The sequence below is a fragment of the Thermomonas sp. genome (assembly GCF_029945965.1).
Taxonomy (GTDB): domain Bacteria; phylum Pseudomonadota; class Gammaproteobacteria; order Xanthomonadales; family Xanthomonadaceae; genus Thermomonas.
On sequence record NZ_JAQSDO010000005.1, the window covers coordinates 1 to 17,015 of the forward strand.

Below are 17,015 nucleotides of genomic sequence, written 5' to 3' on the forward strand. Positions count from 1 at the left end.
TGAGGCGGGGTTTTTCTTTGCGCGCAGCGCGACCCGCAACAGGTCATCGCCAGGGTTTTTATCCAAAACCCCGTCTCGTCTGAGGCGGGGTTTTTCTTTGCGCGCAGCGCGACCCGCAACAGGTCATCGCCAGGGGCTTTATCCCAAACAAACCCCCAGACCATCAGGTCTGGGGGTTCGTTGTTTAGTCATAACAGTTACCACGACTGCCGCTGCCGGATACCTCAGAACAAGGATCGCTGCGGGGATTTCATAAGTTGCTTTGCTGTTTCCCAGCTGCCTGCGCCTGCAGACTTATGCTTGATGGTGCGTTCGCGATGGGTTTTCTCGGCTAGCACCCTGAACTGGTTCATTCGCACCTGCAGTAAATCCGCTGCAGTCGTGGGTGTTTGTTCCAGGCAATGCAGTGCGGTCTCTTCTTCCAACGCGAGCTCGGGTACGTGCTGGAACGGAATCCGCATTGGTGCGGCATTCCGCGACACCGCGTCGGCCATCGCACCCATGTACAGCGTGTTGTTCCCGTATTTACGATTGACCCGGTCCAGCAGGACGCTGGCGGCCTTCGACCGAAGACGTTCATCCATGAGCTGACCGCACACGGTGCTCCGCGGTTCCAGTCTGGTCAGGGTGATGGCAACCGAGAGGGGTGGATGCCGACGAACCTGCCAGCGGCCACTCTCGGTGTCGCGTGCCAATACCTCCAAGTTCCGGCCTAAGATCTGAAGTAAAGCTGGCGTGTCATCCAGTGGCGCGAAACGCAGGTCACGGTCGAAGCGGGCCTCCATGCCGACGAAGCGCACCCGGATCGCCATACCGGCCGCGAGAAATTCCTCGTCGCGCAGCCGCATCGCGGCCTTGGCTAGCAGCTTGAAGAGCACCGAACGCATGCTGGCGAAGTTGCGCAACTCGGGTCCGAGCACATGCGAATGGCCGATCGAGCTGCGTCTTGTTTCACGCTCGGGCAGGTCGAAACCCTGCAATTGCAACCAGAAGCGCTCGCCTTCGATGCTGCCCCAGGCACGACGTAGCTGTTTGCGCGTGCTCGCACAGAGTTGCTGCACGGTTTGTATGCCGGCATTGCGCAGCCGCTGCTCCATCGATGGGCCGATCCCGCACAGGTCACGCAGGTCCAGTCCGTGCAGGGCGCCTGGCAAGTCGGCCTGCTCGATCACGGTCAGCCCGTCCGGCTTGTTCATGTCCGATCCGGTCTTGGCCAGGAATTTGTTGGGCGCGATGCCAATCGAGCAGGTCATGCTGGGGCCGATGCCGACATCGACGAGTTTCTGCTTGATTGACCTGGCGATGGCGATCGCATTGTCGCGCTGGCGTTCGCGGCCAATCAGCCAGCACGGTACTTCGTCGATCGAGCCGGCGGCTCCGTGCGGGATGCATTGCTGGATGGCATCCAGGAATTGATGGTGGATCTGCACGTAGCGTGCCGGCCGTGCCAACTGGAACACGATGTCGGGGATGCGCTCCGCCGCCTCGCGCACGCCGGTGCCGGTCTTGACGCCTTGCAGCTTGGCTTCCTTGCTGGCTGCGATGCAGCAGGTGGCGTCACTGGCGACCGGGATCACCGCGACCGGACGCCCACGCAAATGCGGCGCGTCGTGTTGCTCCACCGAAGCAAAGAACGAATCGAAGTCGATGAACAGGCAGCGTAGGGTCACGGGCGCGGTACTCCACGCATGGGTAGGCAGTATCGATCGGTCGCGTCGCAACAGAGCGCGCGAATTTCACGATTCGACTAACGATGCCAAACCCGAGTCTCGCCAACAGAGACCAATGGATGTGCCGGCTACAACACCAGCAGCGGTTCCCCACCAATAATGACGATGTCAGCTGGCCGGCGGGCGAACAGACCCACGCTGACCACACCTGGGACCTGGTTCAACTCACGCTCCAGCACCAGGGGTTCCGTGATGCGCAGGTTGTGTAAGTCCAGGATCACGTTACCGTTGTCGGTGACCACGCCGTCGCGCCATACTGGCTGGCCACCGGTCAGGCGCAGGATCTCACGGGCGACCAGGCTGCGCGCCATTGGTACTACTTCGATAGGCAACGGGAACTTGCCCAGCACGTCCACGCGCTTGCTTGGGTCGATGATGCAGACGAAGCGCTCGCTGGCTTCGGCGATGACCTTCTCGCGGGTCAATGCCGCGCCACCGCCTTTGATGAGGCATTTGCGCGGGTCGACTTCGTCGGCGCCATCCACGTATAGCGACAACCTGCCGGCGTTGTTGAGGTCTAGCACTTCGATACCATGTGACAGCAGGCGTGCGGTGCTTTGTTCGGAACTGGACACGGCGCCTGCGATGCGATCTTTCCATGCCGCCAGCGCATCGATGAAATACGCGACCGTGGAACCAGTGCCGACACCGACGATCATGCCGTCCTCGACATAGTCGAGGGCTTTCTCCGCAGCGCGTTTCTTTGCTTCACTCATGACATATTCCAGAGGTCTCATTCCAGGGACAGCAGCAATTTCCACTGCGCGGCGGTCACCGGCAGCACGGACAGGCGCGAACCGCGTTGGGTCAGGGCGAAGCCATCGCCCAGCGCATCGGCATGTTGCTTGATCTCATCAAGTGGGATCGTCCGCTTGAGCGTGCGCTCATGGGACACGTCGACCAGTGACCAGCGCGGTTCCTCGTGCGTGCTCTTGGGGTCGAAGTAGTCCGACTTCGGATCGAACTGGGTCGGGTCCGGATACGCCACGCTGGCGACCTGGGCGAGACCCACAATGCCCGGTACCTTGCAGTTGGAGTGGTAGAAGAACACCCCATCGCCCGGTTGCATCTGGCGCATGAAATTGCGCGCCTGGTAGTTGCGCACGCCGTTCCAAGGTTCGGTGCCGACGCGTTTCAGGTCATCAATGGAAAATCCATCCGGCTCGGACTTCATCAGCCAGTAATGACGCTTTTTCCTGGAACCCGGTGTGGTCATGGGACGGTGCTCATGCAGTGGCCTTGGCGATGTGGGTTGCGTTCTCGCAGCACACGGCATCCAGCGTCACGTCCCAGTCCTGGGACTCCACATGGTCAAGCTGCTGGATAGCGAACGCGGCGCCTACCAACCACGGCGGCGCCGGTTGCGATTGGCGGAATGCGAAGCTGCGATCGTACCAGCCGCCGCCCATGCCGAGCCGGTGGCAGCGTGCATCGAACCCCGCCAGCGGCAGCACCACCAGGGACATCCGTTCGGGTTCCAGCAATGTGTCGGCCTCGACATCAGGTTCGGGAATGCCATGGCGATTGGTGACCAAGGCGCCGCCAGCCTTCCAAGGCGCGAAGCGCAAGCGACCGTCTTGGTGCAGCACGGGCAGGCAATAGTCCAGTGTGGGTGGCAGGCGTAGTTGCCAGGCATGCAGGCCGATCTCGCCATCCACCGCCCAGTAACCGGCGACAAAACCGCTTGTGGGCATGAATGGCAAAGTCAGTAGCCGCTCCGCCAACGATTCGGCGGCGGCAATACGGATGGAGGCAGGTAGTGCGCGCCTGCACTCGCGCAGCGAGGTGCGCAGTGCGCGGCGATCAGGCGGTGGATTCACGCGGTTCACACCGAGACGAAAGAAATGTCTCCGCCGTGGCGATGCATGCGAAACGACCTTGAACCCGGGGTTCAAGTGGGAACGCGTGGCGGCCTTTGGGCTTCCCGCTCAAGGCGGACATGCACTCCTGGACTCCAATGCGCCCCCGTAGTCGTAATTAAGGGACAAGGCGAATGTTTGCACACGCCGTCGCACACAGCAGAGGACGTGGTCAGTATAGCGCGGGGGTGCTGGGAGCGACGGCCGTTTGTCGGTTGCAATCCGATGTCGGCATGACTGGTTCAGGACGTAGCGGGCAGCAATGCGTCGAGCTTCGCGTTGGCTTCGTCGAGCAACCTGAAGGCATCGCCATCGTGGCTGCCGGCATCGTCGCGTAGCTGTTGCAATTCGTGGGCCAGGTTCAATGCGGTGAGTACAGCAAGGCGGTCGGGCGACACCATCTTGTTGGTACCACGCAGTTCGCGCATGCGGGTGTCGAGCATGCGGGCGGCGGCGGTCAGACTGGCGCGCTCGACCTCGCTGACGCCGACCGTGTATTCACGATCCAGGATGCGGATGGTGACCGGTTCGCTCTTGCCTGACTCACTGGTGCTCACGTGTGCTGCTCCAGCGACTTGAGTCGGCCGATCATCGCTTCGACCCGTGTGCGTGCCTGTTCCTGCTTGGCCAGCAATTGCGCGCGTTCGCCCGCCATTTGCTCATGCTGCTGGCGCAGGCTGCGGTTTTCTTCCTGGCTGCGTTGCAATTGCATGGCCAGCGCATCGATGCGTGCCAGCAGTTGCCGCAGTTCGCCGATCAAGTCGCGCTTGTCCATCCCTGCACGATAGGCAGCCGATCCGACAGGGTCAAGGCACTGTGGAGACTGTCTCGACGGCGATAGAGGCATATCGCTCCGGCCAGTCGCGCACGAATTGCATGCAAACGTCGGCTTGCAGTGGGCGCGCGAGCCAATAACCCTGCACCACATCGCAGCCATGCTGGCGCAGGAAGGCCAGCTGTTCGGCGGTTTCCACGCCTTCGGCGACTACGTCCAGGCCCAGCGAATGCGCCATCGCGATCACTGTGGTGGTGATCGCAGCGTCCTCGCTGTCATTGGGGCCACCAAGGTCGTCGATGAACGCCTTGTCGATCTTCAGGGTAGTGATCGGCAGCCGGCGCAGGTAGGCCAGCGAGGAATAACCGGTACCGAAGTCGTCCACCGCGATCGAGACCCCGAGCTTGCGGAAGGTTTGCAAGCGTTCCGCGGCGAGTTCGGCATTGGCCATCAACACGCTTTCGGTGATCTCGATCTCCAGGTGGCGGGCATCCACGCCGGTTTCGCGCAGGATGCGCTCCACTGTTCGCGGCAGGTCGCTGCGCAGCAATTGCACCGCCGAGACGTTGACTGCCATGGTCATGTCATGGAATCCGGCGCGATGCCAGTCTGCAAGCGTGTTGCAGGCTTCGCGCAGCACCCATTCGCCGATGGCGACGATCATTCCGCTTTCCTCGGCCAGCGGAATGAACTGGGCGGGCATCACTTCGCCATGCTCGATGCTGTCCCAGCGCAACAAGGCCTCGACCCGATGGATGCCGCCGTCGGCCAGGCTCATTTGTGGCTGGTAGAGCAGGCGCAACTCGTCGCGTTCCTCCACACGGCGCAGCGCCGTGAGCAGGCCGGCGCGCCGGCGAGTGTGGCTGTCCATGGCCTCGGTGTAGCGCATGAAGGTATGCCGGCCGGCAGCCTTGGCTTGGTACATCGCGGTGTCGGCATGCTTGAGCAGGTCGGTCGGCACCTGCGCATGTTCGGGATACAGGCTGATGCCAATCGACGGGGTGACCACGATTTCCTGTCGATCATCGAGCAGGAAGGGCTCGTCGAAGGCATCGATCACGCGCTGCGCGCACAATTCGGCCTCGTCACCATGCGCCAGGTCCTCCAGCAGCACGGTGAACTCGTCGCCACCGATCCTGGCTACCGTATGCGAGGCGCCCGTCGCCTGCTGCAGGCGTTGCGCGGCCATTCGCAGCATGCGGTCGCCGGTAGCGTGGCCCAGGGTGTCGTTGATGTCCTTGAAACGGTCCAGATCGAGGAACAGCAATGCGACGCAGGTGCCCTGGCGGCGTGCGCGCACGATCGCCCGCGACAGGCGCTCGGCAAGCAGGGTACGGTTCGGCAGGTTGGTGAGGGTGTCGTAATTGGCCAGGTAGCGCAGTTCCTGCTCGATCCGGCGGCGGTCGGTAATGTCCGAGGCCACCACCACGAACATCCGCCGCTGGGTCACCGGTTCCTGGATCGCGTGGACCTGCATCGCGCACAGATATTCGTTGCCATCCTTGCGCTTCTGCCACATCTCGCCGGTCCAATGGCCCTGTTGCGAGATCGTCAGGCGCGACTGCTCGTAAAATGCGGAGTCGTGCTGCTCGCTGTTGAGGATGCCGGCGTCCTTGCCGACCACGTCGGGTGCTTCGTAGCCGCTGATCCGGGTGAATGCCGGATTGACCGTCACGAACTGGAATGCATCGTCCACCACCACCACTGCTTCGGCCATGTCGTGCATGACTTCGGCGGCGATGCGGCGTTCGCGTTCCTGCTCGCGGCCGAAGGTGACGTTGCGTGCGGTGCCAGCGATCCGGGTGATCCGGCCTGCATCATTTCGCGCCACCGCGCGGCCACGGGCGCGCATCCATTGCCATTCGCCTTGCTCGTCCCGGATGCGGTGTTCGGACAGGAACATCGGCGCATCGCCGCGGAGGTACTGCTGAAGTCGCTTGATCACCAGGGGCAGGTCATCAGGATGGATCTGATGGTCGGTATCCAGATTGATGCTGAGGTTGAGATCGTCACTGCGGCCGGGTTCAATCTGGGTGCTTTCCAGTTCGTGGCGTTCCAGGTCGTACTGCCAATACAGTTCATTGGATGCCCAAAGCGACAGTCGCAAGCGCTGTTCGCGCTCACGCAGTGCACGCAGGTGCTCGCGTTGTTCCTGCTCACGACGTCGATGACCAGCCAGCAACAGGCCGGCCATCAACAGCACCAGCAGTGCAGCCAGCAGGGCGATGGTTTGCAAGAGAGGCAATGGCAGGGCCGCCTGCGACACAGGCGCCGCCAGTCCAATGCCCGCCAGCCCCGGTTTGCGAACGCAGGGATGGGCAGCCGGACAACCAGCGCTCGGGGGAAAACGACGGGGCATCGGGCCAGTGTAGGCATGCAGGCATGGGGCTCACAACTATTAATGGGGGTCAGCACGCGATCCGTGAGGTGCCTGGTTGCTACACTTGTGCTTCCCGCAACGAGAGCAACCGCGTGAGCGAGACCGATTTGCCGGGTTGGACCGATGTCGCCAGTGCCGCGGATCGGTTGTCATTGGCCAGCACCCCCGCGGAATTGCATGGTGCGCTATGCGGTTGGCTGGCAGCCGGTGGCACGGACGTGACGGCATGGCCGGCACTGGTGATGGCCGACGATTCATTGCCCGCCCCGATGCAGGGCGACGTCCTGGATTGCCTGCGCGGCGCCAGCGTGTCGCAGTTGGGCGATACCGACTTCGGCTTCCAGTTGCTGTTGCCTGACGAGAACGTGCCGGTCACCGAGCGTGCTGGCGCGATGTTCGACTGGTGCCGCGCGTTCCTGGGTGGTTTCGGCTTGGCGGTTGCCGACAAGAAGCTGTCCGAGGAAGGCGAGGAAGCGCTGAGCGACATCGCCAACCTGGCCGCGGCGCGGGTGGATGACGTGGATCCGGAAGGCGACGAGGAGTCGCTGGCCGAGATCGAGGAATACCTGCGGATGGCGGTGCTGCTGTTACATGCCGATTGCACGCTCGGCCCGCGCCACCGCCAACGCCTGCATTGAAATGGGCGTGACAGTGGCCGAACGTCGCGTGCTGTCGCGTCGCCGCCGGCAGCTGATGCAGGCGGCAGGTGATGGTGCGATCCTGATCCTGTCGGCCGCACCCGAGCGCATCCGCAGCCGCGATACCTATTACCCATACCGGCAGGATTCCGACTTCTGGTACTTGTCCGGCTTCGTCGAACCCGATGCGGTGCTGGTACTCGTGCCCGGCCGCAAGCATGGCGAGTCGATCCTGTTCTGCCGTGAGCGCGACCCCGAGCGCGAAGCCTGGGATGGTCCGCAGCTGGGACCGGAGGGCGCGGTCGAGGTGCTGGGCATCGACGATGCTTATCCGATCGGCGACATCGACGACATCCTGCCTGGCCTGCTGGAAGGTCGCGCGCGGGTGCATTACCACCTGGGCCGTGATGCGGAGTTCGACCTCAAGCTGATCGGTTGGCTCAATCGCGTCCGTGCGCAGGTGCGGCAAGGCGCGCAGCTGCCTTACGAATTCCTGGCGCTGGGCCATGTGCTGGACGAAATGCGCCTGTTCAAGTCGGCCGGCGAATTGAAGCTGATGCAGCGCGCCGCCGACATCAGCGTGCTGGCGCACCGCGCCGCCATGCACGCCGCGCGTGCTGGCATCCACGAATACGAATTACAGGCTGAAGTCGAGCGCGTGTTCCGCATGCACGACGCGCAGCCGGCGTATTCCAGCATCGTCGGTGCCGGCGCCAATGCCTGCGTGCTGCACTACCGCGCCAACAGCGCGAAGTTGCGTGATGGCGAGCTGGTGCTGATCGATGCCGGTGCCGAATACCGTAATTACGCCTCCGACATCACCCGCAGTTTCCCGGTCAATGGCCGCTTCAGCAAAGAGCAACGCGCCCTGCATGATCTGGTGTGCGCCGCGCAGGCGGCTGCATTGGCGCAAGCGCGGCCCGGTATGGCGTATGAAGCTGGGCACGCGGCTGCAGTGGAAACCCTGACCGACGGCCTGCTATCGCTTGGTCTGTTGAAGGGGCGCTTGAAACCTGCGATCGCCGCTGGCGATTACAAGCGCTTCTACCGCCACAAGACCGGGCACTGGCTGGGCCTGGACGTGCACGATGTCGGCGAATACCGCATCGAAGGCCAGTCGCGCCTGCTCGAGCCGGGCATGGTGTTCACGATAGAACCCGGCCTGTATGTCGCGCCCGGCGACACCAGCGTGGCGGCGAAATGGCGCGGCATTGGCATCCGCATCGAGGATGACGTGCTTGTCACCACCAACGGCCATCGCGTGCTGACCGATGCACTGGAGCGCAGTGCCGACCAGGTCGAGGCATTGATGGCAGCGGGTTGAACCGCTGCCACCGCTGATTTCGCCTACGCCGCGAACGCCTCACGAGTGAGGTTGAGCGCTTCGCCATCGGTGCAGGCCACTTCGTCCTCGATGCGGATGCCGCCGTATGGCTTGAATGTCTCCACCCGCGCCCAGTCCACGCTGTCGCCGAGGCCTTTCTGCTTGATTTCGCCCAGCAGCATGTCGATGAAGTAGAGGCCCGGTTCAATGGTGACCACCATGCCCGGCTGCAATACCCGGGTCAGGCGCAGGTAGGGATGGCCCTCAGGCTTGTCGATCGTGCCGCCGCTATCGCTGGCGGCGAAACCGCCCACATCGTGTACTTGCAGGCCGATTCCATGGCCGATGCCATGCGGGAAGAAAGCGCTGGAGACGCCGGTTTCGACGGCGGTTTCCGCGGACACCATGATGACGCCGAAATCCTTCAGCACGCCGGCCAATGCCAGGTGCGCATCCAGGTGCAGTTGCTTGTAGTCGAAGCCGGCGCGCACCGAGGCGCACATCTTGAGTTGGGCGGCATCGACCGCTCGGATCATCGCGGCGAATTCGTCTTCCTGCGCCGAGTAAGTGCGGGTGATGTCGCAGGCATAGCCACCGAAACTGGCACCGGCATCGATCAGGAAACTGCGTGCCTGATTTGGCGGCACCCGGTCGCGGTCGGTGTAGTGCAGCACGGCGCCATGTTCATTGAGCGCGATGATGTTGCCGTAGGGCAGGTCATTGGCGTCCTGGCCTGCAGCCTGGCAATAGGCCAAGTGGATGCCGAACTCGCTGGAACCGGCGCGGAACGCACGCTCGGCGGCGCGATGGGCGCGTACGCCGATGCGCTGGGCCTGCCGCATCATCTCGATTTCGTACGCGGTCTTGAACGCGCGCTGATAGTCCAGATAGTCCAGCACCGGCTGCGGATTGTTCGGGACGTAGCTGCCAATGGCGCTTTGCGCTTCGCCCAGGATTGCGCAGCGCGCGGTGTCCTTTGGCAGGTGCTGCAGGGCTTCGTCGGGCGTGCGGATGACAATGATGTCGAAATGCTCGACCCAGTAGCCGCTGGGTGCTTCCGGCACCACGTGCCAATAATCGTGTGGCTGCATGAACAGCAGTTTCGGCCGCTGGCCCGGGGTAATTACCAGCCAGCTACCAGGTGCACGGGTAACCGGCAGCCAGGCTTTGAATTGCGGGTTCACCGCGTAGGGATAGTCGCGGTCGTCGAATACCTGGTAGAGCAGGGTTCCGCTGGGAATCAGCAGGTGCTCGAAGCCGCCGCGCTGCAGCGCAACTGCCGTGCGCGCATGCAGCGCATCGAGGTGTTGGGCGTACAGGCTCGCCAGTGCTGGGCTGTTCATGGGGCATCTCCCGGGAGGCAAACCCCGACTTTGACGGATTCCAACGAGTTTCGCAGTGACGATGCCGCGACTACTGCTTGGGCTGGCACCATATGCGCAGGCGGCGGGTGGTATCCGGATCCAGCCCCAGGAAGCGCACGCCAGCCCATGACTGCCCGGGGGCGCTGGCATCGTCGAACCACAACACATGCGCGCCGACCTCGATGCTGCCTTCATCGCTGTCCGGCAGCACGAAGCGGCACTGGTACAACGCATCTTCGGTGAGCGGCACGCTGGCGATCAGCAACATCCCGCCAACCGACAGGTTGCCAAGGTGGCCCATGGATTGACCGGTCATGGTGTCGATGACATCGATCATGCCGGCGACATCGCGCCGGTGCATGCGACGGGATTCCCTACCCATGGCTGGCCTCCTTCGCGCTTTGATCGCCTGAGATGCGGGTGAGGTTGGCCAAAATCGACTGCCAGGCAAGTTCGGCAGGGTGGGTGTCGGCTTCGATCACCTGTAACTGGCCCGCTGCCAGCCTGCGCGCCAATGAGTCTAGGTCGTCGTTGGCTACGCGCAGGCCACGACGGTTCAGGATCAGGGCATGTCCGCTGCGCTGGCTGACCCATGCCAGTCGGCGGCGGACCGCGCGTTCCTCGGCAGGGTCGTTGATGTCCAGCCAACAGGCCGAACTCAGGCCTGCCAGCGTCGCATATGCCTCCTCTTCCCATTTAGTGCGTGGAGGGGATGCGGCCTTCTGTGGGGCATCGTCTCCACCCAGACGCGCGCGCGCCTTGAGCTGGTGGATGAGCTCGGTACGGGACGCCAGGTCGTCATCCTCGGCGCGCCCATTCGCCAGCTGGCACGCAATCGCGCTGGCGTCCTCCGCGTGATAGCCCACTTGCCCCAGCACCTCCTGCAGGCGCTTCACGAACGCCGCATCGATTGTCCTGGGGCCAGCCGTGGTACCGGCTTCCACGATGGCGGCGGTGGCATCACTCAATTCGCGCCAGGTCTCCGAGTCCTCGCCACTGCGCAGAAGCGTCAGCGACAACACGTCCGTCCAAGCCTGGTCGAGCAGCACGGCATGGAAACGCGGAAGCGGGCGGCCGGCAACCAGGCGGGTGATTTCATTTGCGGCGCGTTGCCGCGCGAGGTTCAGCTTTTCGCGCCCCCGCGCAGCCTCGACCTGCCGCCGTTCGGCCATTTCATTCTTGCGCGCGGCCGCCAGCAGGCCGCCCTGCAAGGCATGGTTGGCGGTGACGAAGGTGTCGTGGGCGGCCTCGGGGTCTTCCTGCACCGTGGCCACTGCGCGTTGCAGCAACCCCAGCCATTGCGCATCCATGTCGTCGTCGCCCAGCCACTGCGCACCGGCCAGCGACACCGCGTCCAGCAGCATGCGGGCGGGGTGGGTGGCATCCACGAAGAACCTGTGCTCACGCAGGCCCAACTGCACAAGCGGGAGTTTCAGGCGTTCGATCAGCGCGTTGCCCGGGCCCTCGCGCATCTCGCGCTGCAGCTGGGCCATGAACAAGTTGAACAATTCGAAGCTGTCGCTGTCGGCATCGGTCAGCGCGACCCCATGCCCGTGCATCTGGCGTGCCTGTGCCAGCAATGTCTGCCGGATCTCGGTCAGGCTGCCAGGCTTTGCACCGTTGCTTCGCATGCGGCGCAACGCGTCCAGCACTTCATCGCGAGCAAGCGGCTCACGCACGCGCTCATCGTTGCCACCCGGGCGGAGTTTCGCCAGCAGTACGCGCCGACGCGCCAGCAGATCCTGCAGGACGGCGAAGGCATCCATGGGTGGTTTGGCGCTTCCAGCGGCCGTTGGTGCCTGGGTAGCCCCTTGGGGACTTTTCTGGAACGCCGTTGTCGGCATTGCCTTGCCAGCGCCGGAGCCGGTTGGCAATACAGGGCCGCCGGATTGGTCCACCGCACGCGAGGCCTCTGCAGACGCATCGGTGACCGGGCGCATGCGCACCGGTACAAAGCTGAGATACGGGAGGATGCCATCCTCTGCCAAGTGCGCATTGAGCGTATCCAGCAGTGCCGGGAAATGCGGCATCACGACTTTCTCGAACTGCTTGTACAACAGCAGGCGCACGTCGGCAGTCAGTTCTGCTGCATGGGCGGCATTGCGCAGCGCATGGCACAACGCATGCGGGCCAAGCGGGAGGTGTTCCGCGTCGAAGGCGGGGGCGCCCGCCAGCACGCCGTAGCGGTAGCCCATCAGTTGCAGCGCAAGGCTGTTGCGGGAGTCACTGCGCAACGCGATGTTGGCCAGCACGCCGCCTTCGTTGGTTTCGGAATCGTCGACCAGGGACAGCCCTTGGCTGGGTGCGGTCACGTCCTCAAGCCGGCGTGAGTCTCGGGGTGCGTGGAGGTTGGCGAGGCCCGCTTCAAGCTCCTGCAGGAAGCGTGCGATCAAGCCGGCTTCGGCCATGCGCAGAATTCGTGCGGATTCCAATGCCGCCACCTGCAGTTTCGGCAAGGAGGACTGTTCGCGTTGGCGGCCCAGGTGCAGGTCGGTTTCCATCAGCACGACCGGCAATTTGCGGTCGAGGTCGGAGAACGCCGTCTTCAACTGGTTTTCCAGCGCACGCCTGACGCGCGGCGTCAGGATGGCAGTGGCCAGCGTCCGTGGAGCAGTAGTCTGGTGATCGGTGCCGGCTGCAGCCATCAACGTCCCCTAACGCGTTGGCGAATCGACCCATGGTATGCGCGTCGACCTGTGACCTCAATGCACGGGTTTCAGGCCAGGAACAGGCCAATCACGTCATTGGCAAAACGGCGGCCGAGTTCGGTGGGGCGCAGCCATGCTTCATCCACCTCCAGCAGGCCGCGTTCGCGCGCTATTTCCAGCGTGCCTGCGATGGCGGCTCGTGGCAGGCCAGTGCGCGCTTCGAACATCGTCAGCGGCACGCCCTCGTTCAGGCGCAACGCATTGAGCATAAAGTCGAATGGCAGGCGGGACTCACTCAGGAATTCATCACCACCGATGCCTGCCGCGCTGCCAGCATTGGCCAGGTAGGCGGCTGGATGCTTGAGCTTCCAGCGGCGCAGGACTTGCTGGCTGGCACCGAGTGTGAGCTTGCCGTGGGCGCCAGCGCCGATCCCGAGGTAATCGCCGAATCGCCAGTAATTGAGGTTGTGCGTGCATTGGCGGTCTGGCTTTGCGTAGGCACTGGTTTCGTATTGCGCGTAGCCGGCATCCGCCAGCCGCGCCTGGCATTGTTCCTGCATGTCCCAGGCGTCGTCGTCGTCCGGGATGCCACTTGGTGGGCGTGACGCGAACACAGTGTTCGGCTCCAGGGTCAGCTGGTAATGACTGAAATGAGTCGGAGCCAGCGCAATGCCGCGTTCGACATCGTCCAGCGCCATCGCCAGGGTCTGCCCGGGCAGGGCGTACATCAGGTCGATGTTGAGGTTGTCCAGGCCGGCATCCTGCGCGGCCTTGACTGCTCGCTGCGCATCGTCGCTGGAATGGATGCGGCCGAGGCGTTGCAGGCACCCATCATCGAAACTCTGCACGCCGAAACTCAGCCGGTTCACGCCAGCGGCGCGATAGCCCGTGAACGGGCCGTGCTCGACTGTGCCGGGATTGGTTTCCAAGGTGATTTCCGCATTCGGGGCAAAGCGCAGGCGACTACTGGCTTGTTGCAGGAAGCGGTCGATGGCGTCCGGCGGAAACAGCGACGGCGTGCCGCCACCGAAAAACACGGTCTGCACTGTGCGTCCCCACACCAGCGGCAGATCGTGGTCGAGGTCGGCGATCAGTGCATCGACATAGGCATCGAACGGTAGCGCGCCACGTCCACCTTCGCCCTTGAACTCATGCGAGTTGAAGTCGCAATAGGGGCATTTGCGCACGCACCAGGGCAGGTGGACGTAGAGGGACAGAGGAGGGGTGCTAAGCATGGCGACTATTGTAGGAGCGCCCTTCAGGGCGCGAAATGGGACTCGGCGAATTGTTGGTCGCGCCTTGGAGATCGCGCCCTGAAGGGCGCTCCTACATGAGCTCCGTGATGTGCTTCTTCAATTGCGCCAGTGCGATGCCACGATGGCTGTCGCGGTTCTTCACAACAGCATCGAGTTCTGCAGCGCTGCAGTCATGCGCGGGCGAGAAAAATACCGGGTCGTAACCGAAGCCATTGGTACCGTGGCGCGAATGCAGGATGCAACCTTCCCATACGCCTTCAGCGATCAGCGGTTGCGGGTCGTTTGCAGTGCGAACAAGCGCGAGCACGCAAACGAAGCGTGCAGCCCGGCGGGCGTCGTCGATGCCATCCAGTTCGCGCAGCAGTTTGTCGATATTGGCTTCGGCATCGCTGTGGCTGCCGGCATAGCGCGCTGAGTACAGGCCAGGTGCGCCCTCCAGTGCATCGACACACAGGCCGGAGTCGTCGCCCAGTGCAGGCAGGCCGGTTGCCTGTGCAGCATGGCGTGCCTTCAGGATCGCGTTCTCGACGAAACTCAGCCCGGTTTCATCGGCGTCGCCGATGCCGAACTCGGATTGTGCTTGCAGCTCATATGCATCGCCGAGCAAGTCGCGCAACTCGGCAAGCTTGCCGACATTGCTGCTGGCAAGGACCAGCTTCACGCTTGCGCCAGTGCCGCCAGTTGTGCAGCGAACAGATCGCGGCAGCCGCCTTCGGCCAGCACCAGCAGCGCATCCAGTTCATCGCGCCGGAACGCATGGCCTTCGGCGGTACCCTGGACTTCAATGAAGCCGCCACCGTCGTTCATCACCACGTTCATGTCGGTGTCGCAGTCACTGTCCTCGGCATAGTCGAGATCGAGCACCGGCACGCCGCGATAGATGCCAACCGAAATCGCCGCGATCGCGCCGATCACCGGATTCTTGCTGATGTCCTTGCGCGCCTGCAGCCAGCGCACCGCATCGACCAGCGCCACATAGGCACCGGTGATCGCGGCCGTACGCGTACCGCCATCGGCCTGCAGCACGTCGCAGTCCAGGGTGATCGTGCGCTCGCCAAGCGCCTTGCGATCCACGCAGGCACGCAGCGAACGGCCGATCAAGCGCTGGATTTCCAGCGTGCGCCCGCCCTGCTTGCCGCGTGAGGCCTCGCGATCGTTGCGGGTATTGGTGGCGCGCGGCAGCATGCCGTATTCAGCAGTGACCCAGCCTTCGCCCTTGCCGCGCAGGAAGCCGGGCACCCGGTTCTCCACGCTTGCCGTGCACAGCACACGGGTGTCGCCGAAAGCGACCAGCACCGAGCCCTCTGCGTGGCGGGTAAAACCACGCGTGATCACCACATCGCGCAATTGATCGTTGGCGCGGCCACTGGGGCGGGAGATAGTCATTCAAGCCTTCCGGACATGTTGCCGGCAATCGGCGGGGCGCTAGATTACCATTCGCATTCCACTGTCCTGGCCACACCATTGATGCCGATCCGCAGCATGACCGCCTTCGCCTCCGGCGAACGCGCAACCGAATGGGGCATGCTCGGCTGCGAAATGCGCGCGGTCAACCATCGTTTCCTGGAACTCGGCCTGCGCGTACCCGACGAGTTGCGCGTGTTCGAACCGCTGTTGCGCGAACGGGTGGCAGCACGAGTCTCGCGTGGCAAGCTCGATCTCGTAATGCGCCTGCGTAGCCAAGGCGAGGGCAATGCATTGCAGGTCGACGAGGATGTGGTCGAGCAGCTCGGCAGCCTTGCCCAGCGCCTGGGCACCCGCTTCCCGCAATTGCGCGTGCAGTTCACCGAGCTGCTGCAGTTCCCCGGCGTGCTGCAATCGCGCGGTGTCGATGCCGAAGCCCTGCAGCGTGAGGCATTGGCTTTGGTCGATGCGGTGCTGGACGACTTCATCGCCGCGCGTGAACGTGAAGGCCGGAAGCTCGCCGTGGTGATCGGCGAACGTGCCGAAGCAATCGCCGGCATCGCCGCAGAGGTGCGCACCCTGGTGCCGCAGATCCGTGCCGGCCAGCGGCTGAAACTGGAAACACGACTGGCGGATCTGTCGCAGCCGGCAGACCCAGGTAGGCTGGAGCAGGAATTGGTGATCTGGCTGCAGAAGCTCGACGTGGATGAAGAACTTGATCGCCTTGACAGCCACCTGTCGGAACTGCGCCGCGTGCTGAAACAGTCTGAACCGGTTGGCCGGCGCCTGGATTTCCTGTTGCAGGAGTTCAATCGCGAAGCCAATACACTCGGCAGCAAGTCGGTCGATGCGCGCACCAGCAACGCTGCGGTCGAGCTGAAGGTGCTGATCGACCAGATTCGCGAACAGATCCAGAACATTGAGTAGCAGGAACATCGACTAGCCATGCGCGGAACCCTCTACATCGTCGCGGCACCCTCGGGCGCGGGAAAATCCAGCATCGTCAACGCGGTGCTGGCGCGCGACCGCAACATCAGCCTGTCGATCTCGTTCACCTCGCGCCAGCCGCGTCCGGGTGAGCGCCATGCGGAGCACTACAACTTCATCAGTGCCATCGAATTCGAGGCGATGGTCGAGGCGGGCGACTTCTTCGAGCATGCCAAGGTGCACGGCGACTGGAAGGGCACCGCGCGGCAATCGGTGGATCCGCAGCTTTCGGCCGGTCGCGACGTGTTGCTGGAAATTGATTGGCAAGGCGCGCGACAAGTGCGTGCACGTGTGCCCGGCGTGGTCAGTGTGTTCATCCTGCCACCCTCGCGCGCGGCGCTGGAGGAGCGCATGCGCAAGCGGGGTCAGGACAGCGAGGCGGTGATCACGCGGCGGCTGGCAGCTGCACGTGAGGAGATGAGCCATTATGGCGAATTCGATTACGTGATCATCAACGAAATCTTCGACACAGCGGTTGGCGAGATGTGCAGCATTTTCGGTGCCAGCCGGCTGCGCAAGGATCCGCAGGTGGCGCGGCATGCGCGCCTGATCAGCTCATTGCTGGCGGATGATGGTAATTCCTGAAACCTAAGTGACTGATTCTCAAGGCGTCACCTTGCGTGGCGGGATGGCTGCAGCTACAATTCCGC

At 63.4% G+C, this 17,015-nt stretch carries 17 protein-coding genes and 1 other RNA gene; 4 read left to right on the forward strand and 14 right to left on the reverse strand.

All coding sequences use genetic code 11. The features are described 5' to 3' along the window. Nucleotides 1–224: 224 nt before the first annotated feature. From PSV05_RS00950 to PSV05_RS00985, 8 genes are all read right to left on the reverse strand, one after another. A complete protein-coding gene (locus PSV05_RS00950; RefSeq protein WP_300060140.1) occupies nt 225–1,670 on the reverse strand; it encodes a hypothetical protein in 1,446 nt (481 codons plus the stop codon). A gap of 128 nt (nt 1,671–1,798) precedes the next feature. Continuing rightward, on the reverse strand, nt 1,799–2,446 hold the full coding sequence (gene rpiA / locus PSV05_RS00955; protein ID WP_300060143.1) for a ribose-5-phosphate isomerase RpiA: 648 nt from the start codon (nt 2,444–2,446) through the stop codon (nt 1,799–1,801). 17 nt (nt 2,447–2,463) lie between these two features. After that, nucleotides 2,464–2,946 carry an EVE domain-containing protein gene (locus PSV05_RS00960; RefSeq protein ID WP_300060146.1) on the reverse strand — a complete coding sequence of 161 codons (483 nt, stop codon included), beginning with the start codon at nt 2,944–2,946 and terminating at the stop codon, nt 2,464–2,466. 10 nt (nt 2,947–2,956) lie between these two features. Continuing rightward, nucleotides 2,957–3,550, reverse strand: coding sequence for a 5-formyltetrahydrofolate cyclo-ligase (locus tag PSV05_RS00965; RefSeq protein ID WP_300060149.1), 594 nt, complete (start codon nt 3,548–3,550; stop codon nt 2,957–2,959). A gap of 24 nt (nt 3,551–3,574) precedes the next feature. Next, a non-coding RNA gene (ssrS, locus tag PSV05_RS00970) (6S RNA) lies at nt 3,575–3,758 on the reverse strand. A gap of 73 nt (nt 3,759–3,831) precedes the next feature. Continuing rightward, nucleotides 3,832–4,146, reverse strand: a complete 315-nt coding sequence (locus tag PSV05_RS00975) for a cell division protein ZapA (RefSeq protein ID WP_300060152.1) — start codon at nt 4,144–4,146, stop codon at nt 3,832–3,834. Next, complete coding sequence (locus PSV05_RS00980; RefSeq protein WP_300060155.1) at nt 4,143–4,364, reverse strand: TIGR02449 family protein; 222 nt, start codon at nt 4,362–4,364, stop codon at nt 4,143–4,145. The genes PSV05_RS00975 and PSV05_RS00980 overlap by 4 nt, the downstream gene beginning before the upstream one ends. A gap of 31 nt (nt 4,365–4,395) precedes the next feature. After that, on the reverse strand, nt 4,396–6,600 hold the full coding sequence (locus PSV05_RS00985) for an EAL domain-containing protein (RefSeq protein WP_300060158.1): 2,205 nt from the start codon (nt 6,598–6,600) through the stop codon (nt 4,396–4,398). A 236-nt stretch (nt 6,601–6,836) separates the two neighbouring features. On the opposite strand from PSV05_RS00985, the gene PSV05_RS00990 reads away from it, so the two are divergent. Both PSV05_RS00990 and PSV05_RS00995 read left to right on the forward strand, forming a co-directional pair. Beyond that, a complete protein-coding gene (locus PSV05_RS00990) occupies nt 6,837–7,382 on the forward strand; it encodes a UPF0149 family protein (RefSeq protein ID WP_300060161.1) in 546 nt (181 codons plus the stop codon). Nucleotide 7,383: 1 nt separating this feature from the next. Continuing rightward, complete coding sequence (locus PSV05_RS00995; protein ID WP_300060328.1) at nt 7,384–8,706, forward strand: aminopeptidase P N-terminal domain-containing protein; 1,323 nt, start codon at nt 7,384–7,386, stop codon at nt 8,704–8,706. 23 nt (nt 8,707–8,729) lie between these two features. Here the strand turns inward: PSV05_RS00995 and pepQ are convergent, their stop codons facing one another. The 6 genes from pepQ to rph all read right to left on the reverse strand — a co-directional run bounded on the left by pepQ (nt 8,730) and on the right by rph (nt 15,360). Then, nucleotides 8,730–10,049, reverse strand: a complete 1,320-nt coding sequence (gene pepQ, locus PSV05_RS01000; RefSeq protein ID WP_300060164.1) for a Xaa-Pro dipeptidase — start codon at nt 10,047–10,049, stop codon at nt 8,730–8,732. Between the two features lie 70 nt (nt 10,050–10,119). Then, the gene (locus PSV05_RS01005; RefSeq protein ID WP_300060167.1) at nt 10,120–10,452 is read right to left on the reverse strand and encodes a PilZ domain-containing protein; all 333 of its coding nucleotides are present in this window, start codon (nt 10,450–10,452) and stop codon (nt 10,120–10,122) included. Continuing rightward, a complete protein-coding gene (locus PSV05_RS01010) occupies nt 10,445–12,715 on the reverse strand; it encodes a DUF1631 family protein (RefSeq protein ID WP_300060170.1) in 2,271 nt (756 codons plus the stop codon). Before PSV05_RS01010 ends, PSV05_RS01005 begins: the two co-directional genes overlap by 8 nt. A 71-nt stretch (nt 12,716–12,786) precedes the next feature. Then, nucleotides 12,787–13,953 carry a radical SAM family heme chaperone HemW gene (hemW, locus tag PSV05_RS01015; protein WP_300060172.1) on the reverse strand — a complete coding sequence of 389 codons (1,167 nt, stop codon included), beginning with the start codon at nt 13,951–13,953 and terminating at the stop codon, nt 12,787–12,789. Between the two features lie 91 nt (nt 13,954–14,044). Then, nucleotides 14,045–14,635: an RdgB/HAM1 family non-canonical purine NTP pyrophosphatase gene (gene rdgB, locus PSV05_RS01020; protein WP_300060175.1), complete on the reverse strand. Its 591-nt coding sequence runs from the start codon at nt 14,633–14,635 to the stop codon at nt 14,045–14,047. Beyond that, complete coding sequence (gene rph / locus PSV05_RS01025) at nt 14,632–15,360, reverse strand: ribonuclease PH (protein ID WP_300060178.1); 729 nt, start codon at nt 15,358–15,360, stop codon at nt 14,632–14,634. The genes rdgB and rph overlap by 4 nt, the downstream gene beginning before the upstream one ends. A gap of 96 nt (nt 15,361–15,456) precedes the next feature. On the opposite strand from rph, the gene PSV05_RS01030 reads away from it, so the two are divergent. Further along, nucleotides 15,457–16,305: a YicC/YloC family endoribonuclease gene (locus PSV05_RS01030; RefSeq protein ID WP_300060180.1), complete on the forward strand. Its 849-nt coding sequence runs from the start codon at nt 15,457–15,459 to the stop codon at nt 16,303–16,305. An 18-nt stretch (nt 16,306–16,323) separates the two neighbouring features. Further along, nucleotides 16,324–16,950 (forward strand): guanylate kinase, encoded by a 627-nt coding sequence (gene gmk / locus PSV05_RS01035; RefSeq protein WP_300060183.1) that lies wholly within the window; start codon nt 16,324–16,326, stop codon nt 16,948–16,950. The last annotated feature ends 65 nt before the right edge of the window (nt 16,951–17,015 follow it).